13 protein-coding genes and 1 pseudogene are annotated in these 16,114 nt (G+C 68.2%); 8 read left to right on the top strand and 6 right to left on the bottom strand.

The genetic code is table 11. The features are described 5' to 3' along the window. Positions 1-53: 53 nt before the first annotated feature. Positions 54-1,802, bottom strand: a pseudogene (locus AVZ66_RS04500) (PAS domain S-box protein); the annotation flags it as partial. A 104-nt stretch (positions 1,803-1,906) separates the two neighbouring features. Then, the gene (locus tag AVZ66_RS04495) at positions 1,907-2,653 is read right to left on the bottom strand and encodes a proteasome assembly chaperone family protein (protein WP_058982222.1); all 747 of its coding nucleotides are present in this window, start codon (positions 2,651-2,653) and stop codon (positions 1,907-1,909) included. 90 nt (positions 2,654-2,743) lie between these two features. On the opposite strand from AVZ66_RS04495, the gene AVZ66_RS04490 reads away from it, so the two are divergent. Beyond that, a complete protein-coding gene (locus AVZ66_RS04490) occupies positions 2,744-3,655 on the top strand; it encodes an RsmB/NOP family class I SAM-dependent RNA methyltransferase (RefSeq protein ID WP_058982221.1) in 912 nt (303 codons plus the stop codon). Then, positions 3,652-4,218 (top strand): hypothetical protein, encoded by a 567-nt coding sequence (locus AVZ66_RS04485; RefSeq protein WP_058982219.1) that lies wholly within the window; start codon positions 3,652-3,654, stop codon positions 4,216-4,218. The genes AVZ66_RS04490 and AVZ66_RS04485 overlap by 4 nt, the downstream gene beginning before the upstream one ends. Position 4,219: 1 nt before the next feature. Here AVZ66_RS04485 and AVZ66_RS04480 read toward each other — a convergent pair whose 3' ends face one another. From AVZ66_RS04480 to AVZ66_RS04470, 3 genes are all read right to left on the bottom strand, one after another. Further along, positions 4,220-4,591 carry a hypothetical protein gene (locus tag AVZ66_RS04480; RefSeq protein WP_058982217.1) on the bottom strand — a complete coding sequence of 124 codons (372 nt, stop codon included), beginning with the start codon at positions 4,589-4,591 and terminating at the stop codon, positions 4,220-4,222. Further along, positions 4,588-5,214 (bottom strand): SatD family protein, encoded by a 627-nt coding sequence (locus AVZ66_RS04475; protein ID WP_058982215.1) that lies wholly within the window; start codon positions 5,212-5,214, stop codon positions 4,588-4,590. The genes AVZ66_RS04480 and AVZ66_RS04475 overlap by 4 nt, the downstream gene beginning before the upstream one ends. A gap of 61 nt (positions 5,215-5,275) precedes the next feature. Further along, positions 5,276-6,784, bottom strand: coding sequence for a DUF790 family protein (locus AVZ66_RS04470; protein WP_058982214.1), 1,509 nt, complete (start codon positions 6,782-6,784; stop codon positions 5,276-5,278). A gap of 70 nt (positions 6,785-6,854) precedes the next feature. Here AVZ66_RS04470 and AVZ66_RS04465 point away from each other — a divergent pair, with 70 nt between their 5' ends. Next, positions 6,855-7,202, top strand: a complete 348-nt coding sequence (locus AVZ66_RS04465; RefSeq protein ID WP_058982212.1) for a hypothetical protein — start codon at positions 6,855-6,857, stop codon at positions 7,200-7,202. Here the strand turns inward: AVZ66_RS04465 and AVZ66_RS04460 are convergent. Then, a complete protein-coding gene (locus AVZ66_RS04460; RefSeq protein WP_197407722.1) occupies positions 7,199-8,557 on the bottom strand; it encodes a DEAD/DEAH box helicase family protein in 1,359 nt (452 codons plus the stop codon). The two genes, AVZ66_RS04465 and AVZ66_RS04460, sit on opposite strands and share 4 nt — an antisense overlap. A 99-nt stretch (positions 8,558-8,656) precedes the next feature. On the opposite strand from AVZ66_RS04460, the gene AVZ66_RS04455 reads away from it, so the two are divergent. The 5 genes from AVZ66_RS04455 to dnaJ all read left to right on the top strand — a co-directional run bounded on the left by AVZ66_RS04455 (position 8,657) and on the right by dnaJ (position 16,058). After that, complete coding sequence (locus AVZ66_RS04455; RefSeq protein WP_058982209.1) at positions 8,657-9,244, top strand: nucleotide exchange factor GrpE; 588 nt, start codon at positions 8,657-8,659, stop codon at positions 9,242-9,244. Between the two features lie 38 nt (positions 9,245-9,282). Further along, positions 9,283-9,993, top strand: coding sequence for an alpha/beta hydrolase (locus AVZ66_RS04450; protein ID WP_058982208.1), 711 nt, complete (start codon positions 9,283-9,285; stop codon positions 9,991-9,993). A gap of 138 nt (positions 9,994-10,131) precedes the next feature. Then, positions 10,132-12,018 carry a molecular chaperone DnaK gene (dnaK, locus tag AVZ66_RS04445; protein WP_058982206.1) on the top strand — a complete coding sequence of 629 codons (1,887 nt, stop codon included), beginning with the start codon at positions 10,132-10,134 and terminating at the stop codon, positions 12,016-12,018. Between the two features lie 403 nt (positions 12,019-12,421). Next, complete coding sequence (locus tag AVZ66_RS04440; protein WP_197407721.1) at positions 12,422-14,806, top strand: DUF2298 domain-containing protein; 2,385 nt, start codon at positions 12,422-12,424, stop codon at positions 14,804-14,806. Between the two features lie 100 nt (positions 14,807-14,906). Then, the gene (gene dnaJ / locus AVZ66_RS04435; RefSeq protein WP_058982203.1) at positions 14,907-16,058 is read left to right on the top strand and encodes a molecular chaperone DnaJ; all 1,152 of its coding nucleotides are present in this window, start codon (positions 14,907-14,909) and stop codon (positions 16,056-16,058) included. The last annotated feature ends 56 nt before the right edge of the window (positions 16,059-16,114 follow it).

Below are 16,114 nucleotides of genomic sequence, written 5' to 3'. Positions count from 1 at the left end.
TCCCGCGCGAGGTAGAGCACGTCGCTGACGATGCGCTCCATGCGGTCGAGCGCGTCGATGGCGCGGTCGAAGTTCTCGGGGTCGTCGTTCTCGCGCGCGAGGTCGAGGAAGCCGCGGGCGACGTTCAGCGGACTCCGGAGGTCGTGGCTGACCATCGACGCGAACTCCTCTAAGCGCTCGTTCTGCTTGCGGAGGCGCTCGGTCGAGCGGCGCTGCTCGATCTCGTAGCTCGCCCACCGCGCCATCAGTTCGACGAACGTGCGCTCGGTCTCCGAGAACGGCTCGTCCCGGGCCTCCGTGTCCGCGAAGCAGAACGTCCCGTAGGTCTCGCCGTCGACGACGATTTCGGCGCCGGCGTAGCAGCCGAGGCCGAATCGGTCGTAGGCGGGGTCGTCGCTCCACCCCCCGGCGACCGCGTTCTGGACGGTGACGATTTCGTCTGCGGTGAGCGTCTTCCGGCAGTAGGCTTCCGACAGCGGACAGCTCGCGCCGGGCTGGAGCAGCGGGTGGTCGCCGCGGGCTTGGACGACGTTCTGTGTGTCGTCGTCGATTTCGGTGAGGAAGCCGTAGGGGACGTCGAGGATGTCGCAGCCGAGCGCGAGCAGGTCGTCGAGTTTCGTCTCGAAGTCGGCGTCGCGCGCCGCGGTGATGCGGTACATCTCGCGCAGCGCCGCCTGCTCGGACTGGAGGGCTTCTTCGAGGCGGGTGCGTTCGGTGACGTCCCGGAGCACGGAGAGGTGTTCGCCGGGGACGATGTCGGCGGTGGCGGCGTACTCGACGAGGCGCTGAGAGCCGTCCGGGCGGACGAGCGGGAACGACCCGGTCCCCGTCTCGTCGGCGCCGAAGTCGTTCCACGCCGCGTCGAAGTCGTAGTCCTCGGGCGCGAACTCGGCGATTCGGCTGCCGAGCAGTTCCTCCCGCGAGAGGTCGAACAGTTCGAGGGCGCTCTCGTTGGCGTCGATGTAGCGGCCGTCGTCGTCGGCGACGACCATGGCGTCCATCGCCTGCTCGAACGCTGCGCGGTAGCGCGTCTGCACGTGGTCGTCGGTGTCGCTGCCGACGACGTCACGGACCACCGCGACGACGCCGCGCTCGTCGCCCCACGGAATCCCGCGGCTGGCGACCCGGCCGGAGAACGCCTCGCCCGTGACCGCGCACAGCGACTGCCTGCTGTCTCCGAGGTCCGTGGACGGGGCGGTGAACGCGGTTTCGACGGCGCGCTCGTCGCCGGACGCGGCGACCGCCGAGACGGGTTCACCGACGAGGTCGGTGGGGTCGCCGGCAGCGAAGCGGTCGGCCGCGGCGGCGTTCGCGTACACGAACTCGCCGTCCGCGACGACGAGTATCGCGTCGGGCGCGGCGTCGAGCGCGGTGCGGATTCGCTCAAGCGTCGCGGCTTCCTCGCGGGTGTCGCGAGCGCGGTCGACGGCGGCACGGACTCGGCTCGCGAGGCCGTCGTACTGTTCGTTTGCGGCCGCCGCGACGTACTCGCTGACGCCGGCGGCGACGGCGTCGCTGGCGACCGCTTCGCTGCCGTCGGCGGCGAACAATACGAACGGGAGGTCAGGGTGGCTCGCGCGCACGGCTTCGAGGAACGCGACGCCGTCGACGCCGGCCATCGCCCACCTGCTGACGACGCAGTCGACGCCGCCCGCGTCGATGTGCGCGACTGCGTCCGTGACGCTCGCTACCGGCGTGGTCGAGATGTCGGTGTCGGCGCGTTCGAGGAACGCGGCGACGTCGTCGGCACGGCCGGCGTCGTCGTCGACGCAGAGGACCGCGAGAGAATCGACTGAGGTCATCGCTGCTTCCGAGTATAGAGGGGGCGGCGCATCTTGAGCGTGCCGCTAGGTGTACGATAGAGGACACGAAAGCGGGTCCGGGAAAACCGGGAACGCGCCCGACGCTACTGGAACATCCGCATCGGGCGGGCCTGCGTGGACTCCTCCTCCTCGGCTTCCTGCATGCGCTTGGCGAGGCGTTCTTTCTGCTCGCGAATCTCCTCGGCGCGCTCGACGAGGTCGTCCGTTGGCACCTCGATGTCGGTCAGCGGTCCAATGGCGGTGTCGAGGAGGCGCTTGGCGCCGGCGGGGTCGGGGAACTGGGGGTCGGATTCGACGACCAGACCGACGGCGTCGAGGTCCGCCATCGCGGCCCGGTTCACGAGCGCGCCCGTCGGGCCGCCGACGAGGCCGCGCTCCGGCGGCGTGTCGATGTCCGCGGCGTCCAGTCGCTCGCTGCCGTTCCCGCTCGCGATGCCGAACACGTCGGGGAGTTCGGAGTGGTCGAGGTCCTGCACGGGGAGGCCGCTGAGGTACAGCGGGGTGACGTCGTTGTCGCCGAGCCACTCCGTGATGCAGTCCGCGAACTCGCCGCCGGTGTCGCGCGTGAGGGGGACGTCGGACTGGAGCGCGAGCAGGTCGCGCTCTTCGTCGGCGTACAGGCGTACCGGTGGGAGGACGTCCCGGGAGTCCTCGTCGTAGACGGCGACCCGCGGGACGTTGCTGCAGTCGACGCTCGCGACGTACTCCATCTCGAAGGCGTCGACGAGGTGGTCGGTCGCGATCTTCCCGACGAGGCCGACCCCGGGCAGGCCCTCTACGAGTTCGGGGGAGTCGAGGTCGAACTCCGTCTCCGTTCGGATGGTTGCCATGCCTAGGCCGTAGCCCGGAAGCGGCATAAACGCGGGGGCGCCCGTCGCCGAGCGTAACCCACAAGCGCCCGTCCAGTCTACGTTGCGTCGATGGACGCGCTCTCGCGATACGAACCGATAATCGAGGACTTCGACGCGTTCCTCGACGCCTGCGAACGCCACCTCCCCACGACGGTCCGGGTCAACTCGATCAAGGCGACCCGGGACCGCGTGGTCGACGCCCTCGAAGCCGAGGGCGTCGACGTCTACGGCCGCGACTGGAACAGCGACGTGCTGGGCGTCGCCACCGGCAAACCGGGGAACACGTGGCCCTACGTCCACGGCTGGATTCACGGCCAGGAGGAGGTGTCGGCCGTGCCGCCTGCGATTCTCGATCCGCAACCGGGGGAAGTCGTCTGGGACTCGTGTGCCGCGCCCGGCGGGAAGACCACCCAAATCGCCGCAGAGATGAACGACGAGGGGTTGGTCGTCGCGAACGACGACAACCTCGGCCGCCTCTCCGCGCTGCGCGGGAACTCCGACCGGCTCGGCGTCACGTGCGCGGCGGTGACGAACACGGACGCTCGCCGCGCGACCCTCGACGCGTTCCCGAACGTGGACGCCTTCGACCGCGCGCTCGTCGACGCGCCCTGCACGTGTGAGGGCACCGTCCGCAAGAACGCCGACGCCCTCGACGGCGCGGGGGCGAGCGCCAGCCGGAACCTCGCGGCGCTCCAGTCGGACATCCTCGAACGCGCCATCGAACTCACTCGCGAGGGCGGGACCGTGGTGTACTCCACGTGCACGTTCGCCCCCGAAGAGAACGAGGCCGTCGTCGACAGCGCCCTCGCGGACGGCGACTGTCAGCTCGTCGAGTTCGACACCGGCCTCGAATCCTCGCCCGGCATCACGGAGTGGAACGGCGAGACGTACGACGACTCGCTGACGAAGACGCGGCGCTACTACCCCCACCAGAACGACACGGGCGGGTTCTTCGCCGCGAAACTGGAGGTGACGGCGTGACCGACGACGACCGCGGTTCCAGCGAGAGCGACGGCGGTGGTGACAGCGGTGTCGACTACTTCCGCCGGAACAGGAGCGGCCAGTTCGACCGCCTCCCCGAGACGGACGCCGACCGGACGGTCAAAGGTCGGCCGACCCGCGGGGCCGTCGTGGACTGGTGGGTCGACCGGTTCGCCGTCCCCGAGGACACCTTCGACGAGTACACGTTCTGGGAGAAGGGCAAGGGGAAGGTCTGGGCGCTCCCCTACGACCCCGGGGAGCCGGTGCCCGTCGAGGCGCTCGGCCTGAAAATCCTGCGCACGCGCCAGGAGCACTGGAAGCCCACGACCGACGCCGTCCAGCGGTTCGGCCGCGACGCCGAGCAGAACGTCCTCGTGCTCGACGAGGACGAGGCGAAGCGCTTCGTCGCCGGCGAGGAGCAGGAGATAGCGTGGGACGGCGACTGGGGCTACCTCGTCGTCGCCCACGAGCTCGCGGGCGGCGTCGAACCCATCGGCGTCGGCCTCTACACGTACGGCGACCTCAAGTCGATGGTGCCGAAGGGGAACCGCCGGGACCTGTAGTTCAGAGAACGCCGATGAGGATTGCAGCCACGAGTCCGACGAGCACGGAGTACGTGAGGTTGACCAGCGTTCCGGCCAGGTAGAACAGGCTGTTCTTCTCGATGTCGTCCTTCCGAACAATTCCCTTCGCGGCGAACACGACAGCGAGTGCGGTGTACGCGCCAGCGAGGACGAACGTGAGCGTTAGTACGTTCTCACACTTCCCGACGAGAACCCCGACGTCGCGCTCGCGGCCGGTCGGCACGTCGTCGTCCGACGGGACGGTACGGAGTGCTCGTGTGACGACGAACCCGCTCGTCGCTAACAGGAATGCGTAGCTGGCGACCACGACGACAAGTCGTTCCGCGGTCGGAACGAACGGGAGAGCGCTCATACTGTCTGCAGGGTGGTTCGTAATCTGGTTTCAATTTCACGAATGGTCGGCCACGATGCGCGTGAAAGGGTCTGAGAGACCGCCGCCTGCGAGATACCGAGTGCATCGGCTGTCTCAGCTTGCGAACCTGTCTCTAGATAGCTCTCGACGACTTCGCGCTCCCGGTCCGTCCAGCGGCGCTTGGACGCGAACAGGAGATTCACCTCGTCGGCAACTGCCGTGTCGAGCGACTCCGTCTGGAAATCGAACGCGAACCGGAGTGGCCCACGTTCGAGTTCCGAGAGGAGCTCGTCCGCCCGGTGGAACGCGGGCCCGTCCATCTGTGAGACGTCTCCCGAGTCGAGACCGACGTCGACGACACCCTTAGCGACGGCGACTCTGAGTTCGTGCGGGTGGAGCGCAGCGCGGAGCGTGTCGAGGATGTCGTACAGCGGTTCTACGGTGTTGAGAACCCCTCCGATCTCATCGATGCCCTTGAGCGGTTTGAGCGGTGCGTCGAACGCATTCTCGTACTGTTCGGCTACCGTCCGGCAGGCCTCGCGGAGCCGCGCTCCGAACTCCGCGCGGTCGTTTATCTCCCGAGAGGAGACAACGTCGCCGAGAAGGACGTACCGGGTCGTCATCAACACGATGTACTCGGTAATAACCCATATAGGTTATGTTTGTGGAGATAACATCCATGGCTTATTTCTCGCGCAGCGTCCCGCCGCTCAACCCCTCCCACTCGACGCGGTAGCCGAGCCGGGAGAACAGCGCGCTCGCGTCGTCGATTCCGTGTTCTTCGGCAACTGCCTCGGCGTCCGCCCGCGACATACCTGCCGCCAGCTCCGCGGCCACGTCGTCCAACACGCCCGGGCGGACGAGCGTCCGACCCACGAGTTCGTGCTCGGGGAACGCAACGTCCTCGATGGCGTCCTCGCTGACGCCGCGGGACGCGGCGAGCGCTTCGAGCGTTATCGCGTCCGCGTCAGGCACGAGTTCGTCCGGGAGGTCGGCCGCAGACTCGGCGACGAGGTCGGCTTCGAGGTCGCGGAGCGCGTCCACGACGTCTTTCACGCGCACGGAGCCCGTGTACTCGACGACGCGGTGGTCGCGGGACTCGATGTCCTCGCCGACGCCGAGGCTCGAATCGACGGCCACGAGGAGCGTCTCGTCGGTGGCGTCCAGTTGGGCGAGCTTCTTCTCGACGTACTCGGGCGTCCAGAACCCCATAATCTCGAAGTAGACGCGCTCGTCGCCGAACGCGTAGTCGAACGCGAAGTCCGGGACCATCAGGCGGTCGCCGGCCGCCAGCACGTCGGGTTCGCGGACGAGGTCCCAGTCCAAGTCCAGGGACTGGAAGCGCGCGGCGAACTCCCGTTCGACGCCGCTGTCGTACTCCACGTCGGTGACAGGGTCAGCGTCCGGCACGTCGAGGTCGCCCGCAGAGAGTTCCAGCAGGCGCTCCGTGCCGCGGTCGTCGATGGTCGCTTCGACTCGCCAGTCGTCGCCCTTCGCGACCGTCCGGAGGACGCGCGCGAACCGCGTGCCGTACCGCCGCGAACGCTGGAACAGCGCGTCCGGCCCCGTGAGCACGACCTCGCGGCCCTCGCCGCCCTCGACGGGAATCACCTCGTACAGCAAGCCGAGGCGCTTCACGGCGGAGACGAGGCGCCGCGGGTCCGAGGAGCGCACCCGCAGTTCGGTCGCGTCGAACAGCGCGGTCATCGCCAGCGAGAGGTTGTACTGGGCGACCAGCGACGCGGGCGTCCAGCGCGAGGCGACCTCGGTGAGCACCTCGCGAGTCTCGCGGTCGGCGTACAGCGAGGCCGCGAGTTCGTTGGGCGTCACGTCGCCGGGGAAGCCGTCGGCAGCCTCTGAGAGCGCGCGCTCACGCTCGTCGGCGTCGACGACGACCACGTCCTCGGCTGCCGCGAACGCCGCGCGGCGCGCCGACCGCGGGTCGACTTCGGACTCGACCTCGAAGGCGGCGTCGCGCTCGACAAGGTGCGCGAACCCCCGAACGAGTTTGAAGTCGCGCGCCTCCTGCTCGACGCCGGTCAGCGACTCGCGCAGCGACGCGCGCTCCTCGCCGACGTGCCCTTGGAACGTACCGAGCACGCGCGCCGCGAGCGCCTCGTCTTCCGTTCCCGCGAACTGCGGCTGGTAGCCGCCGCCGGCGCGGGACACTCGCAGGAGGTCTTTCGTCAGCACGCGACGAGATTGGCGGCGCGCGCACAAAAGGATACAGAAGATTCTTGCCGGTACGCCCGGACCGGGACGTATGAACCGGCGGACGCTGCTCCGACGGACGGCCGCCGCGAGCGTCGCCCTCCCGCTGGCGGGCTGCCTGCGAAGCGGCGACGGCGAGGCCGATCTGACAGTCACTGACTCGACGTACGAGGAAGGCGAGAACGGCAACGTCGTGGTCGTCGTCACCGTCAGCAACCCCTCCGGGCGGGAGGCGTCCGGAACGCTGTACGTCAACACGGAGTTCGACGACAAGGCGTACACGCGCGTCCGAGAAATCACGCTCGGCCCCAACGAGACGACCGTCGTCCGCGTCGAGTACGACGTCGCCTACGACGACGTCACGAACGCTAGTTGGAACACGGACATCGTCGAGGACTAGCGGCGGCGGTCGGCGACGCGCTCTTCTGCGGTGTCGGCGCTCACGAGTTCGTACAGCAGCGCGCGCCCGCCGTCCTCCTTCGGTCGGAGCACGCGCCCGAGGCGCTGCGTGAACTCGCGCTCGCTGCCGCTGCCCGCGAACACCACCGCGACGTTCGCGTCCGGAACGTCCACGCCCTCGTCGAGAACGTTCGCCGTGACGACTCGCGAGTAGTCGCCGCTCCGGAACTTCTCCAGGATGGTCCGACGCTCGCTGGCCCCCGTCTCGTGGGTGATGGCGGGCAGCAGGAACTGCTCGGAGAGCCGGTAGACGAGGTCCGTCGACGCCGCGAACACGATGACGCGGTCGTGGCGGTGCCGGTCCAGAATCTCTTCGAGGCGCTGTACTTTCGCGTCGCTCTCGCGGACGATGCGGCGCGCGCGCTGTTTCGCGAGCAGTGCCTCCCGCGCTCGCGGGTCGTTCCCGGAGCGCTTCACGAGTTCCTGGTAGTCGCTGCCCGAGCGCAACTGGACGTTGGACTGCTGGAGGTAGTCCGTGAACGTCCCCTGCGCGGCCTCGTAGCGCTCGCGCTCGTCGGCGGTGAGCGGGACTTCGAGGCGCTTGACGTCGTACTCTGCGAGGTGGTCGCCCGCGAGGTCGTCCGCGGAGAGCCGGTAGACGACATCGCCGACGAGTTCGGCGACGACCTCGTGGGCGTTGTCCGGGCGCTCGAACGTCGCCGTCAGGCCGAGCCGAGCGGGCGCGGCGAGTAAGCGCGCGATGTTCTGGAACTCCTCGCCGCCGAGGTGGTGGACTTCGTCGAAAACCACGAGTCCGAACCGGTCGCCGAGGTCGTCCGCGCGGAGGTACGCGGAGTCGTAGGTCGCGACCGTAATCGACTCTACTTCTTGCTCGCCGCCGCCTAGTTGGCCGATTTCGCAGTCGAATTCGGTGCCGAGTTCGCGCTTCCACTGCGTCAACAGGTCGATGGTCGGCACCACGACGAGCGCCGACTGGCCGACCGCCTCGATGGCTTTCAGGCCGATGACCGTCTTCCCGGAGCCGGTGGGAAGTTCGAGTACCCCGCGGCGGTCGTTGCCGGTCCACGCGTCGAGGGCGTCCTGCTGGTAGTCCCGGAGTTCGTACGCGGATTCGACGGCGAGGGCGTCGGCGTGGAGCGCGTCGTCCTCGTAGGGAATCTCGCGCGCGTGGAGGTACGCGAGGAGGTCGGCGTATGCCATCGCGGGCGCTCGGCCCGTGTCCGTGCGGTCGTCGTACTCGACGCCGGGCAGACTGCCGACGCCGTCCGTGGGCGGGCCGTCGCCGTCGTGTTCGACGCGCAGCGTGCCGTCCTCGAACGCCAGCCGGACTGTCACGCCCGAGGGTTGGAGACGGACGCTAATGAGTCGTCGGACTCCGCGCCGAACGCGGACCGTCCCGAAATCCGTAAACCCGAGTATCCGTTTCCCACACACATGAGCAACGACGCCGAGCAGGCCGCCGACGCGGACGAAGACGCCGACGCCAGCGACTCGCTGGCCGAGCGCGTCCGCGAGCACGACGAGGACCTCGGCGACGAGGTCGCCGACCTCGAAGCCCGCGTCGCGGAACTGGAGGAAGACCTCGACGACGCGGAAGCCGAAGTCGACGACCTGACCGAGCGACTGCAGGCCAAGCAGGCGGACTTCCAGAACTACAAGCAGCGCGCGAAACAGCGCCAAGAGGACATCCGGGAGCGCGCCACGGAGGACCTCGTGGAGCGCCTGCTGGACGTGCGGGACAACCTCGGTCGCGCGCTCGACGAGGAGAGCGGAGACGTGGACAGCCTCCGCGAGGGCGTGAAGCTCACGCGAAAGGAGTTCGACCGCGTGCTCGACGCGGAGGGCGTCGACGAAATCGCGCCCGAAGCCGGCGAGAGCGTGGACGCGCAGCGCCACGAAGTGATGATGCGCGTGGACAGCGACCAGCCGGATGGCACCGTCGTTGACGTGTATCGGTCGGGCTACGAGATGGGCGGGAAAGTGCTGCGGCCCGCGCAGGTCACGGTCAGCGACGGCGAGTAGCGGGAACTGTTTTGGGCGGGCGGGCCGTCGCTGCCGGCGTGAACTTCTCAGTGCACGGCGAGGGTACCCCGCTGTTGTTCGTGCTGGGGTGGGGAAACGACCCGAGTCAGGACAACGTCGCGTGGCTGTTGGACGCGCTGGCCGACGCCGGCTACGAGGTCCACGCCGCGACGATTCCGACGAACATCTCGTCGTTCGAGCGCGAGTACCGACAGCCCGTGGAGTCGTACGCGGCCGACCGGGAGTTCGATGCGGTGCTCTCGCACAGCACCGGCGGACTCATCGTCGCGCACCTCGACTGGGACGTGCGCCGCGTCTACCTCAGCCCGTGGTGGGGCGTCAAGCCCGGTGTCCAGTCGCTGTTCCTGCCGTGGTTCGCGAAACTCCCGACGAGCAAGCGGTTGCTCCCGTCGGGCGCGGAGGACGCTGTCGGGGACCTCGAGGAGTCGACGCCCCGCGAGGGACCCGGTGGGTTGTCGCCGGCGTTCGCGAGAGAGATTCAGCGAGCGCAGTCGGCGCTGCCGCCGTTCCGAGAGGGAAGTACCGTGTTCTGTACGCTGACGGACGAACTTGTGAGCGTCCCAGCCATCGGCGCGCGGACGCCGGCGTCGAACCTCCGCGTGTACGACGGCAGCCACGAGTTCTTCTCCTCGGCGGGCCGCGAGGACGTCCTCAAGGACGTGCTGGCGGCGCTGGCCGACGGTCCAGGCGCTGTCTCCGGGGAGACTGCGGGAGGGCGAGACGACTGACCACCGGTTCGTGATAAATTCCCCGGCCCGTTTTTCCGCCACTCGTCAGAAACGCACGAGGGCGGCGACCCGGCTGTTCGTGGTACTCGCTGTCACTAGCAAGGCTTAAAGGGAAAACGCGGCTTACAAACGGGTAACATGGCAAGTGAGAAGATTTTGGGCATCGACCTCGGCACCACGAACAGCGCGTTCGCGGTGATGGAAGGTGGAGACCCCGAAATCATCGTCAACAGCGAAGGCGACCGCACCACGCCGTCGGTGGTCGCGTTCGACGACGGCGAGCGCCTCATCGGCAAACCCGCGAAGAATCAGGCCGTCCAGAACTCCGAGGAGACGGTGGCGTCCATCAAGCGCCACATGGGCGAGGACTACACGGTCGAACTCGACGGCGAGGAGTACACGCCGGAGCAGATTTCGGCGATGATCCTCCAGAAAATCAAGCACGACGCCGAGGAGTACCTCGGGCAGGACATCGAGAAAGCCGTCATCACGGTGCCCGCGTACTTCAACGACAAGCAGCGCCAAGCGACCAAGGACGCCGGCGAAATCGCCGGCTTCGAGGTCGAGCGCATCGTCAACGAGCCGACCGCGGCGTCGATGGCGTACGGCCTCGACGAGGACCGCGACCAGACCGTGCTCGTCTACGACCTCGGCGGCGGCACCTTCGACGTCTCCATTCTCGACCTCGGCGGCGGCGTCTACGAAGTCGTCGCGACCAACGGGGACAACGACCTCGGCGGCGACGACTGGGACGAAGCTATCATCGACCACCTCGCCGACGAGTTCGAGAACGACCACGGCATCGACCTGCGCGACGACGAGCAGGCGCTCCAGCGCCTCAAGGACGCCGCCGAGGAAGCCAAAATCGAGCTCTCCTCGCGGAAGGAGACAACGGTCAACCTCCCGTTCGTCACCGCGACCGACTCCGGTCCCGTCCACCTCGAACAGGACATCACGCGAGCGACCTTCGAGAACCTCACCGAGGGCCTCATCGAGCGCACCGTCGGCCCGACGGAGCAGGCCCTCGAAGACGCCGGTCTCGATAAGAACGACATCGACGAAGTGATTCTGGTCGGCGGCTCCACGCGGATGCCCCAGGTTCAAGAGCAAGTCGAGGAGCTCGTCGGGCAGGAGCCGAAGAAGAACGTCAACCCCGACGAAGCCGTCGCGCTCGGCGCGGCCGTGCAGGGCGGCGTGCTCTCCGGGGAAGTCGACGACATCGTGCTCGTCGACGTCACTCCGCTCTCGCTCGGTATCGAAGTGAAGGGCGGTCTCTTCGAGCGCCTCATCGAGAAGAACACCGCCATTCCGACGACCGCGTCGAAGGTGTTCACGACCGCCGCGGACAACCAGACGAGCGTCCAGATTCGCGTCTTCCAGGGGGAGCGCGAAATCGCTAACGAGAACGAACTGCTCGGTGACTTCCAACTCACGGGCATCCCGCCGGCGCCCGCGGGCACCCCCGAAATCGAGGTCACGTTCGAGATCGACGCCGACGGCATCGTGAACGTCGAAGCCGAGGACAAGGGCTCCGGGAACGCCGAGTCCATCACCATCGAGGGCGGCGTCGGCCTCAGCGACGAGGAGATCGAGGAGATGCAGAGCGAGGCCGAAGAGCACGCCGAGGAGGACGAGCAGCGCCGCGAGCGCATCGAGGCTCGGAACGACGCCGAGACCGCGATTCAGCGCGCTGAGAGCCTCCTCGAGGAGAACGAGGAGCTCGTCGACGAGGACCTCGAAGCCGACGTGAACGACGAGATCGAGAACGTCGAAGCCCTCCTCGACGAGGACGACGTCGACCCCGAGGAACTCGAAGACGCCACCGAGTCCCTCAGCAAGACCCTGCAGGAAATCGGCAAGCAGGCCTACCAGCAGGAAGCGCAGGCTGGCGCCGGCGGCGCCGGCGCGGCCGGTGCCGGCATGGGCGGCATGGGCGGTGCCGGCCCCGGTGCAGGTGGAGACGGCGACGACGAGGAGTTCGTCGACGCCGACTTCGAAGACGTCGAAGAAGACAGCGAGGAGTAACGCGACTCGCTGTCTTCTTCGGCTCGGAAGACGAGCGCAGCGAGTCTTCCGGTGTTTCGAGACGTGAGCGTCAGCGAACGTCTCGAATTCGAAGCGGACGACGCAGACGAGTAACGCGAGTCGAGGAGGCCTCTTCCGCTCGGGAGACGAACGGAGTGAGTCTCCCGGTGTCCGAGGTTCCGGCTCACTACACTCGCCGGAACCTCGGGGTTGGACGACGAGCAGCGCGAGTCGTCCAGTGTTTCGAAAACCGAGCGCAGCGAGGTTTTCGAAGTTGGAAGACGGCGAGTCTCCGATTCGGGGGCTGTTCTCCCGGTGTTTCGCTGTTGGTTCGTTTCTGCCGTAGGGCTTCACGTACGCCGAGGACAGAAGGTTTATGCGCGGCGTGGTCCGCCACTTCGATATGTCAGGCGCCGCCGTCGCCGCCCGATGGCTCGTCCTCTACGGCGCGTTCCTCGTCGCTGCGCTGCCGATAGCACGGCTGTTGTTCCCGTCGGCACCCGACGACGGCGCGGGGTTCGCGATTCCGATTGCCACCGTCGTGGTGACGATGGTCGCGTTCTACGTCGGGCAGTTCAGTTTCGGGCCGTGGACCGCGCTCGTCAGCGTCGCCGCGCTACTCGTGCTCGGCGGCGTCGGTCATCGACTCGCGCAGCGCCGCGGCCTCGCGGACTACGACTGGAAGCGGGTCGCAGGCGCGTTCGCGGTGTTCGCGGTCGGGTTCGGGTTCGTGCTCGCGCTGCGGTCGATGAACCCCGTGATGAGCGGGTGGGGCGGCGAGAAGTTCCTCCACACGGGCCTGCTGAACGCCATTCTGCGCACGGAGGCGCTGCCGCCCGAAGACATGTGGTACGCTGGGAAGCCCGTGCGCTACTACTACGGGCTCCCGGTGTTCAACGCGGTCGCGGCGTTCCTCACGGACACGAGCGTGGAGTACGTCCACAACGTCGCGCTCGCGGGGTACTTCGGGACGCTCGTCGTGGGCGCGTACTCGCTGTGCGGGTGGATTACGCGCGACCGCGGCTACTCGCGGCGCGTCGGCGGCGCGCTCGGCGTGTTCTTCGTGGCATTTGCGGGCAACGCCGTCACCGCCGTTCGGTTCGTGCTCGGGCAACTGCCCCGCGACCTCGCTGTGAAGTGGGGCCGGGCGGCGTTCAACCTGAATAGGTCGGACTACCCACAGATTCTGTTCGAGCAGTCCTCGCTGAAGACGTGGGGGTGGTGGGACACCCGCTACGTCGTCGAGGGGACCCTTCAGGAGTTCCCGCTGTACTCGTTCGTGAAAGCCGACATGCACGGCCACACCGTGACAACGGGCTTCCTCGTCCTCTCGGCGGCGCTGGCGTACGCGTACGTGCAGGCGCCGGCGAGCGCTCGGAAGCGCCGCGTCGGCCTGCTGTTCGGCGGTCTCGGCGCGGTGGCGGGCTACTTCGGCGTGACGAACACGTGGTCGCTGCCGAGCGCCGTCGGGATGGCGTGGCTGGCAGTCGTCTACGCCGGCCCGCACCCCGCGACGCTCGCACCGGGTCGCCTCGGCGAGCGACTCCGGGCCGTCGCGCCGGACCGCGAGCAGTCGCGGTCGGCACTGGCGCTCGCCGAGGCGTGGCGGACCGTGCTCGCGGCAGTCGTCGCGGCGGGCGTCGGCGCCGTCGGGTACGTACTCGCGTCCCCCTTCCTGTTGGCGAGCGTCCCGCCGAACGACGGTATCGGGCTGTTCCCGCCGCGCACGACTGCTGCGGGCGTCCTGCTCATCTACGGCGCCTTACTCGCGCTGTTCGCAACGTACCTGTTCACGCGCCGCAGCGCAATCGAGGACAGTGACGCAGCTGACGTGCTGAAAGCCGCTGCTGCCGCTGCAGTCGTCGTCGCCGTCGGCGCGCTCGTCGGTGACCTCGGCGCTATCGTCGTCCTGTTGCCGGTCGTCGCGGGCGCGTGGCTCGCGATGCGCTTCCGGGCGTCGGCGGGCTTCGAGGCGATGCTCGTCGTCGGCGGCGTCGGTCTCGTGCTCGCGATGGAACTCGTCCACGCCAAGGTCCACCCGTTCGAACTCGCGCGCTGGAACACCACGCTGAAAGTCGCCATTCAGGGCTGGGTGTTCTGCGGGCTCGCCGCCGGCCCCATCGCCGCGATGCTCGCGAGCGATGTGCGCGCCGCCGCACCCTCGGTATCCAAGATTCGACGGTCGAGCGCGGCGACCGCAACAACCGCCGTCTCCGTCGTGCTCGTGGTCGCGGTCGTGTCGTCGGCGTTGTTCGCGCCACTGGTCGTCGCGACGGACGTCGTCGGACCGTACCAAGACGGCGTCGAACCGTCGCTGAACGGGTACGCCGACCACCGCGAGGACCACCCCGAGCAGTTTGCTGCGATAGCGTGGTTCGAGGACGAAGTGAGCACCACGCAGTCGGTGCTGTGGATGGAGCGCGAGACGGGGACGCCGACGTTCGTCGAGAAACCGGGGTTGAGCCGCGGCTGGCAGAACCCCGTCTCGACGCTCAGCGGCCTGCCGACGGTCGCGGGATGGTTCCACGAGACCGGCTACCGCGGCGACGACCCCTACTACCAGCGCGTCGACGACGTCGGCATCCTCTACGAGACGAGGGACGACCGCTCGCGCGCCGTGCTGCTCGACAAGTACGACGTGCAGTACGTCTGGGTCGGGCCGCTGGAACGCGAGGAGTACGACATCGCGGCCCTCGGCGACGACCCCGGCATCGAGCGCGTCTACCGGAACGACGCGGTCACCATCTACGAGGTTCACCACGACGACCTCGTCGACCGCACGGAATAGCCCGACGGCAACGACGCGCGCGGGATTCGGCGGCGTCGCGGCGCCCAACGCCGACAAGCGCGCGTTTCAAGTGGCTCAACGGGATACGTACGCACAACTGATGAGCGAAGACTTCTACGAAGCGCTCGGCGTCTCCCGGGACGCCTCCGAGGACGAAATCAAGGGGGCGTACCGCGACAAAGTCTCGGAGTACCACCCGGACGTCAACGACGACCCCGACGCCGAGGAGAAGTTCCGGAAGATACAGAAAGCCAAAGACGTCCTCACCGACGACGAGAAGCGCCAGCGCTACGACCAACTCGGCCACGAGCGCTATACGGAAGCCGAGAAGCGCGGCGGCGGCGGTGGCGGCGCCGGTGGCGCGGGCGGCATGGGCGGCGGTCCGTTCGGCGGTGCCGGCGGTGGTGGCGGCGGCATGGGCGACATCTTCGACCAGTTCTTCGGCGGCGGCGGCCGCGGCCAGCAGGGCCCCCAGCAGGGCCGCGACCTCCGCACGCGACTCTCCATCTCTCTGGACGAAGCCCACGAAGGCGTCCAGAAGCAAGTCACCGTCCGACGCCCGGAAGCCTGCCCCGACTGTGACGGCGCGGGCTACCCCGAGGACGCCGACGTGCGGACGTGCCCGCAGTGCGACGGCCAAGGCCAAGTCACGCAAGTCCGACAGACGCCGCTCGGCCGCGTCCAGCAGACCCAGGAGTGTTCGCGCTGCGGCGGCGACGGCGAACTCGCCTCCGAGACGTGCTCGACGTGCAGCGGACAGGGACAAGTCCGCGAACGAACGACGCTCACCGTCGACGTGCCCGCCGGCATCCGCTCCGGGCAGACCCTCCGCATGGACGGCGAAGGCGCGCCCGGCGACCGCGGCGCCCGCAACGGCGACCTGCTCGTCGAAGTCGAAGTCCAAGACCACCCCGACTTCGAGCGCGACGGCGCCGACCTCCACCACCGCCACGCCGTCTCCTTCCCGCAAGCCGTCTTCGGCGACGAAATCGAAGTCCCCACGCTCGACGGCGGCGCCACGTTCGACCTCGACGCCGGTACGCAGAGCGGCGAGACCTTCCGACTCAAAGGCAAGGGAATGCCCCGCCTGCGTGGCCGCGGCACCGGCGACCTCTACGTCACCGTGCAAGTCGTCACCCCCGACTCACTCAACGACGAACAACGCGACGCCCTCGAACAGTTCGCGGAAGCCGGCGGCGAAGAAATCGACGTCGAACAAGGCTTCTTCGAGAAACTGAAGAGTAGCTTCTAAACGCACTTTTTGCTGCGTTCGGCGCGCGAAGCGCGCCGTCGCTGGCAAAAACTTGC

This window comes from Halobacterium sp. CBA1132 (assembly GCF_001485535.1).
GTDB lineage: Archaea > Halobacteriota > Halobacteria > Halobacteriales > Halobacteriaceae > Halobacterium.
Note: the sequence above shows the minus strand (reverse complement) of the source record. Positions and strands in the feature narration are given on the sequence as shown.

Excerpts from the sequence above, each read along its gene's own strand:
- AVZ66_RS04495 (WP_058982222.1), bottom strand. The coding sequence starts at position 2,653 with ATGGCAACCATCCGAACGGAGACGGAGTTCGACCTCGACTCCCCCGAA.
- AVZ66_RS04490 (WP_058982221.1), top strand. The coding sequence starts at position 2,744 with ATGGACGCGCTCTCGCGATACGAACCGATAATCGAGGACTTCGACGCG.
- AVZ66_RS04480 (WP_058982217.1), bottom strand. The coding sequence starts at position 4,591 with ATGAGCGCTCTCCCGTTCGTTCCGACCGCGGAACGACTTGTCGTCGTG.
- AVZ66_RS04475 (WP_058982215.1), bottom strand. The coding sequence starts at position 5,214 with ATGACGACCCGGTACGTCCTTCTCGGCGACGTTGTCTCCTCTCGGGAG.
- AVZ66_RS04465 (WP_058982212.1), top strand. The coding sequence starts at position 6,855 with ATGAACCGGCGGACGCTGCTCCGACGGACGGCCGCCGCGAGCGTCGCC.
- AVZ66_RS04455 (WP_058982209.1), top strand. The coding sequence starts at position 8,657 with ATGAGCAACGACGCCGAGCAGGCCGCCGACGCGGACGAAGACGCCGAC.
- dnaK (WP_058982206.1), top strand. The coding sequence starts at position 10,132 with ATGGCAAGTGAGAAGATTTTGGGCATCGACCTCGGCACCACGAACAGC.
- AVZ66_RS04440 (WP_197407721.1), top strand. The coding sequence starts at position 12,422 with ATGTCAGGCGCCGCCGTCGCCGCCCGATGGCTCGTCCTCTACGGCGCG.
- dnaJ (WP_058982203.1), top strand. The coding sequence starts at position 14,907 with ATGAGCGAAGACTTCTACGAAGCGCTCGGCGTCTCCCGGGACGCCTCC.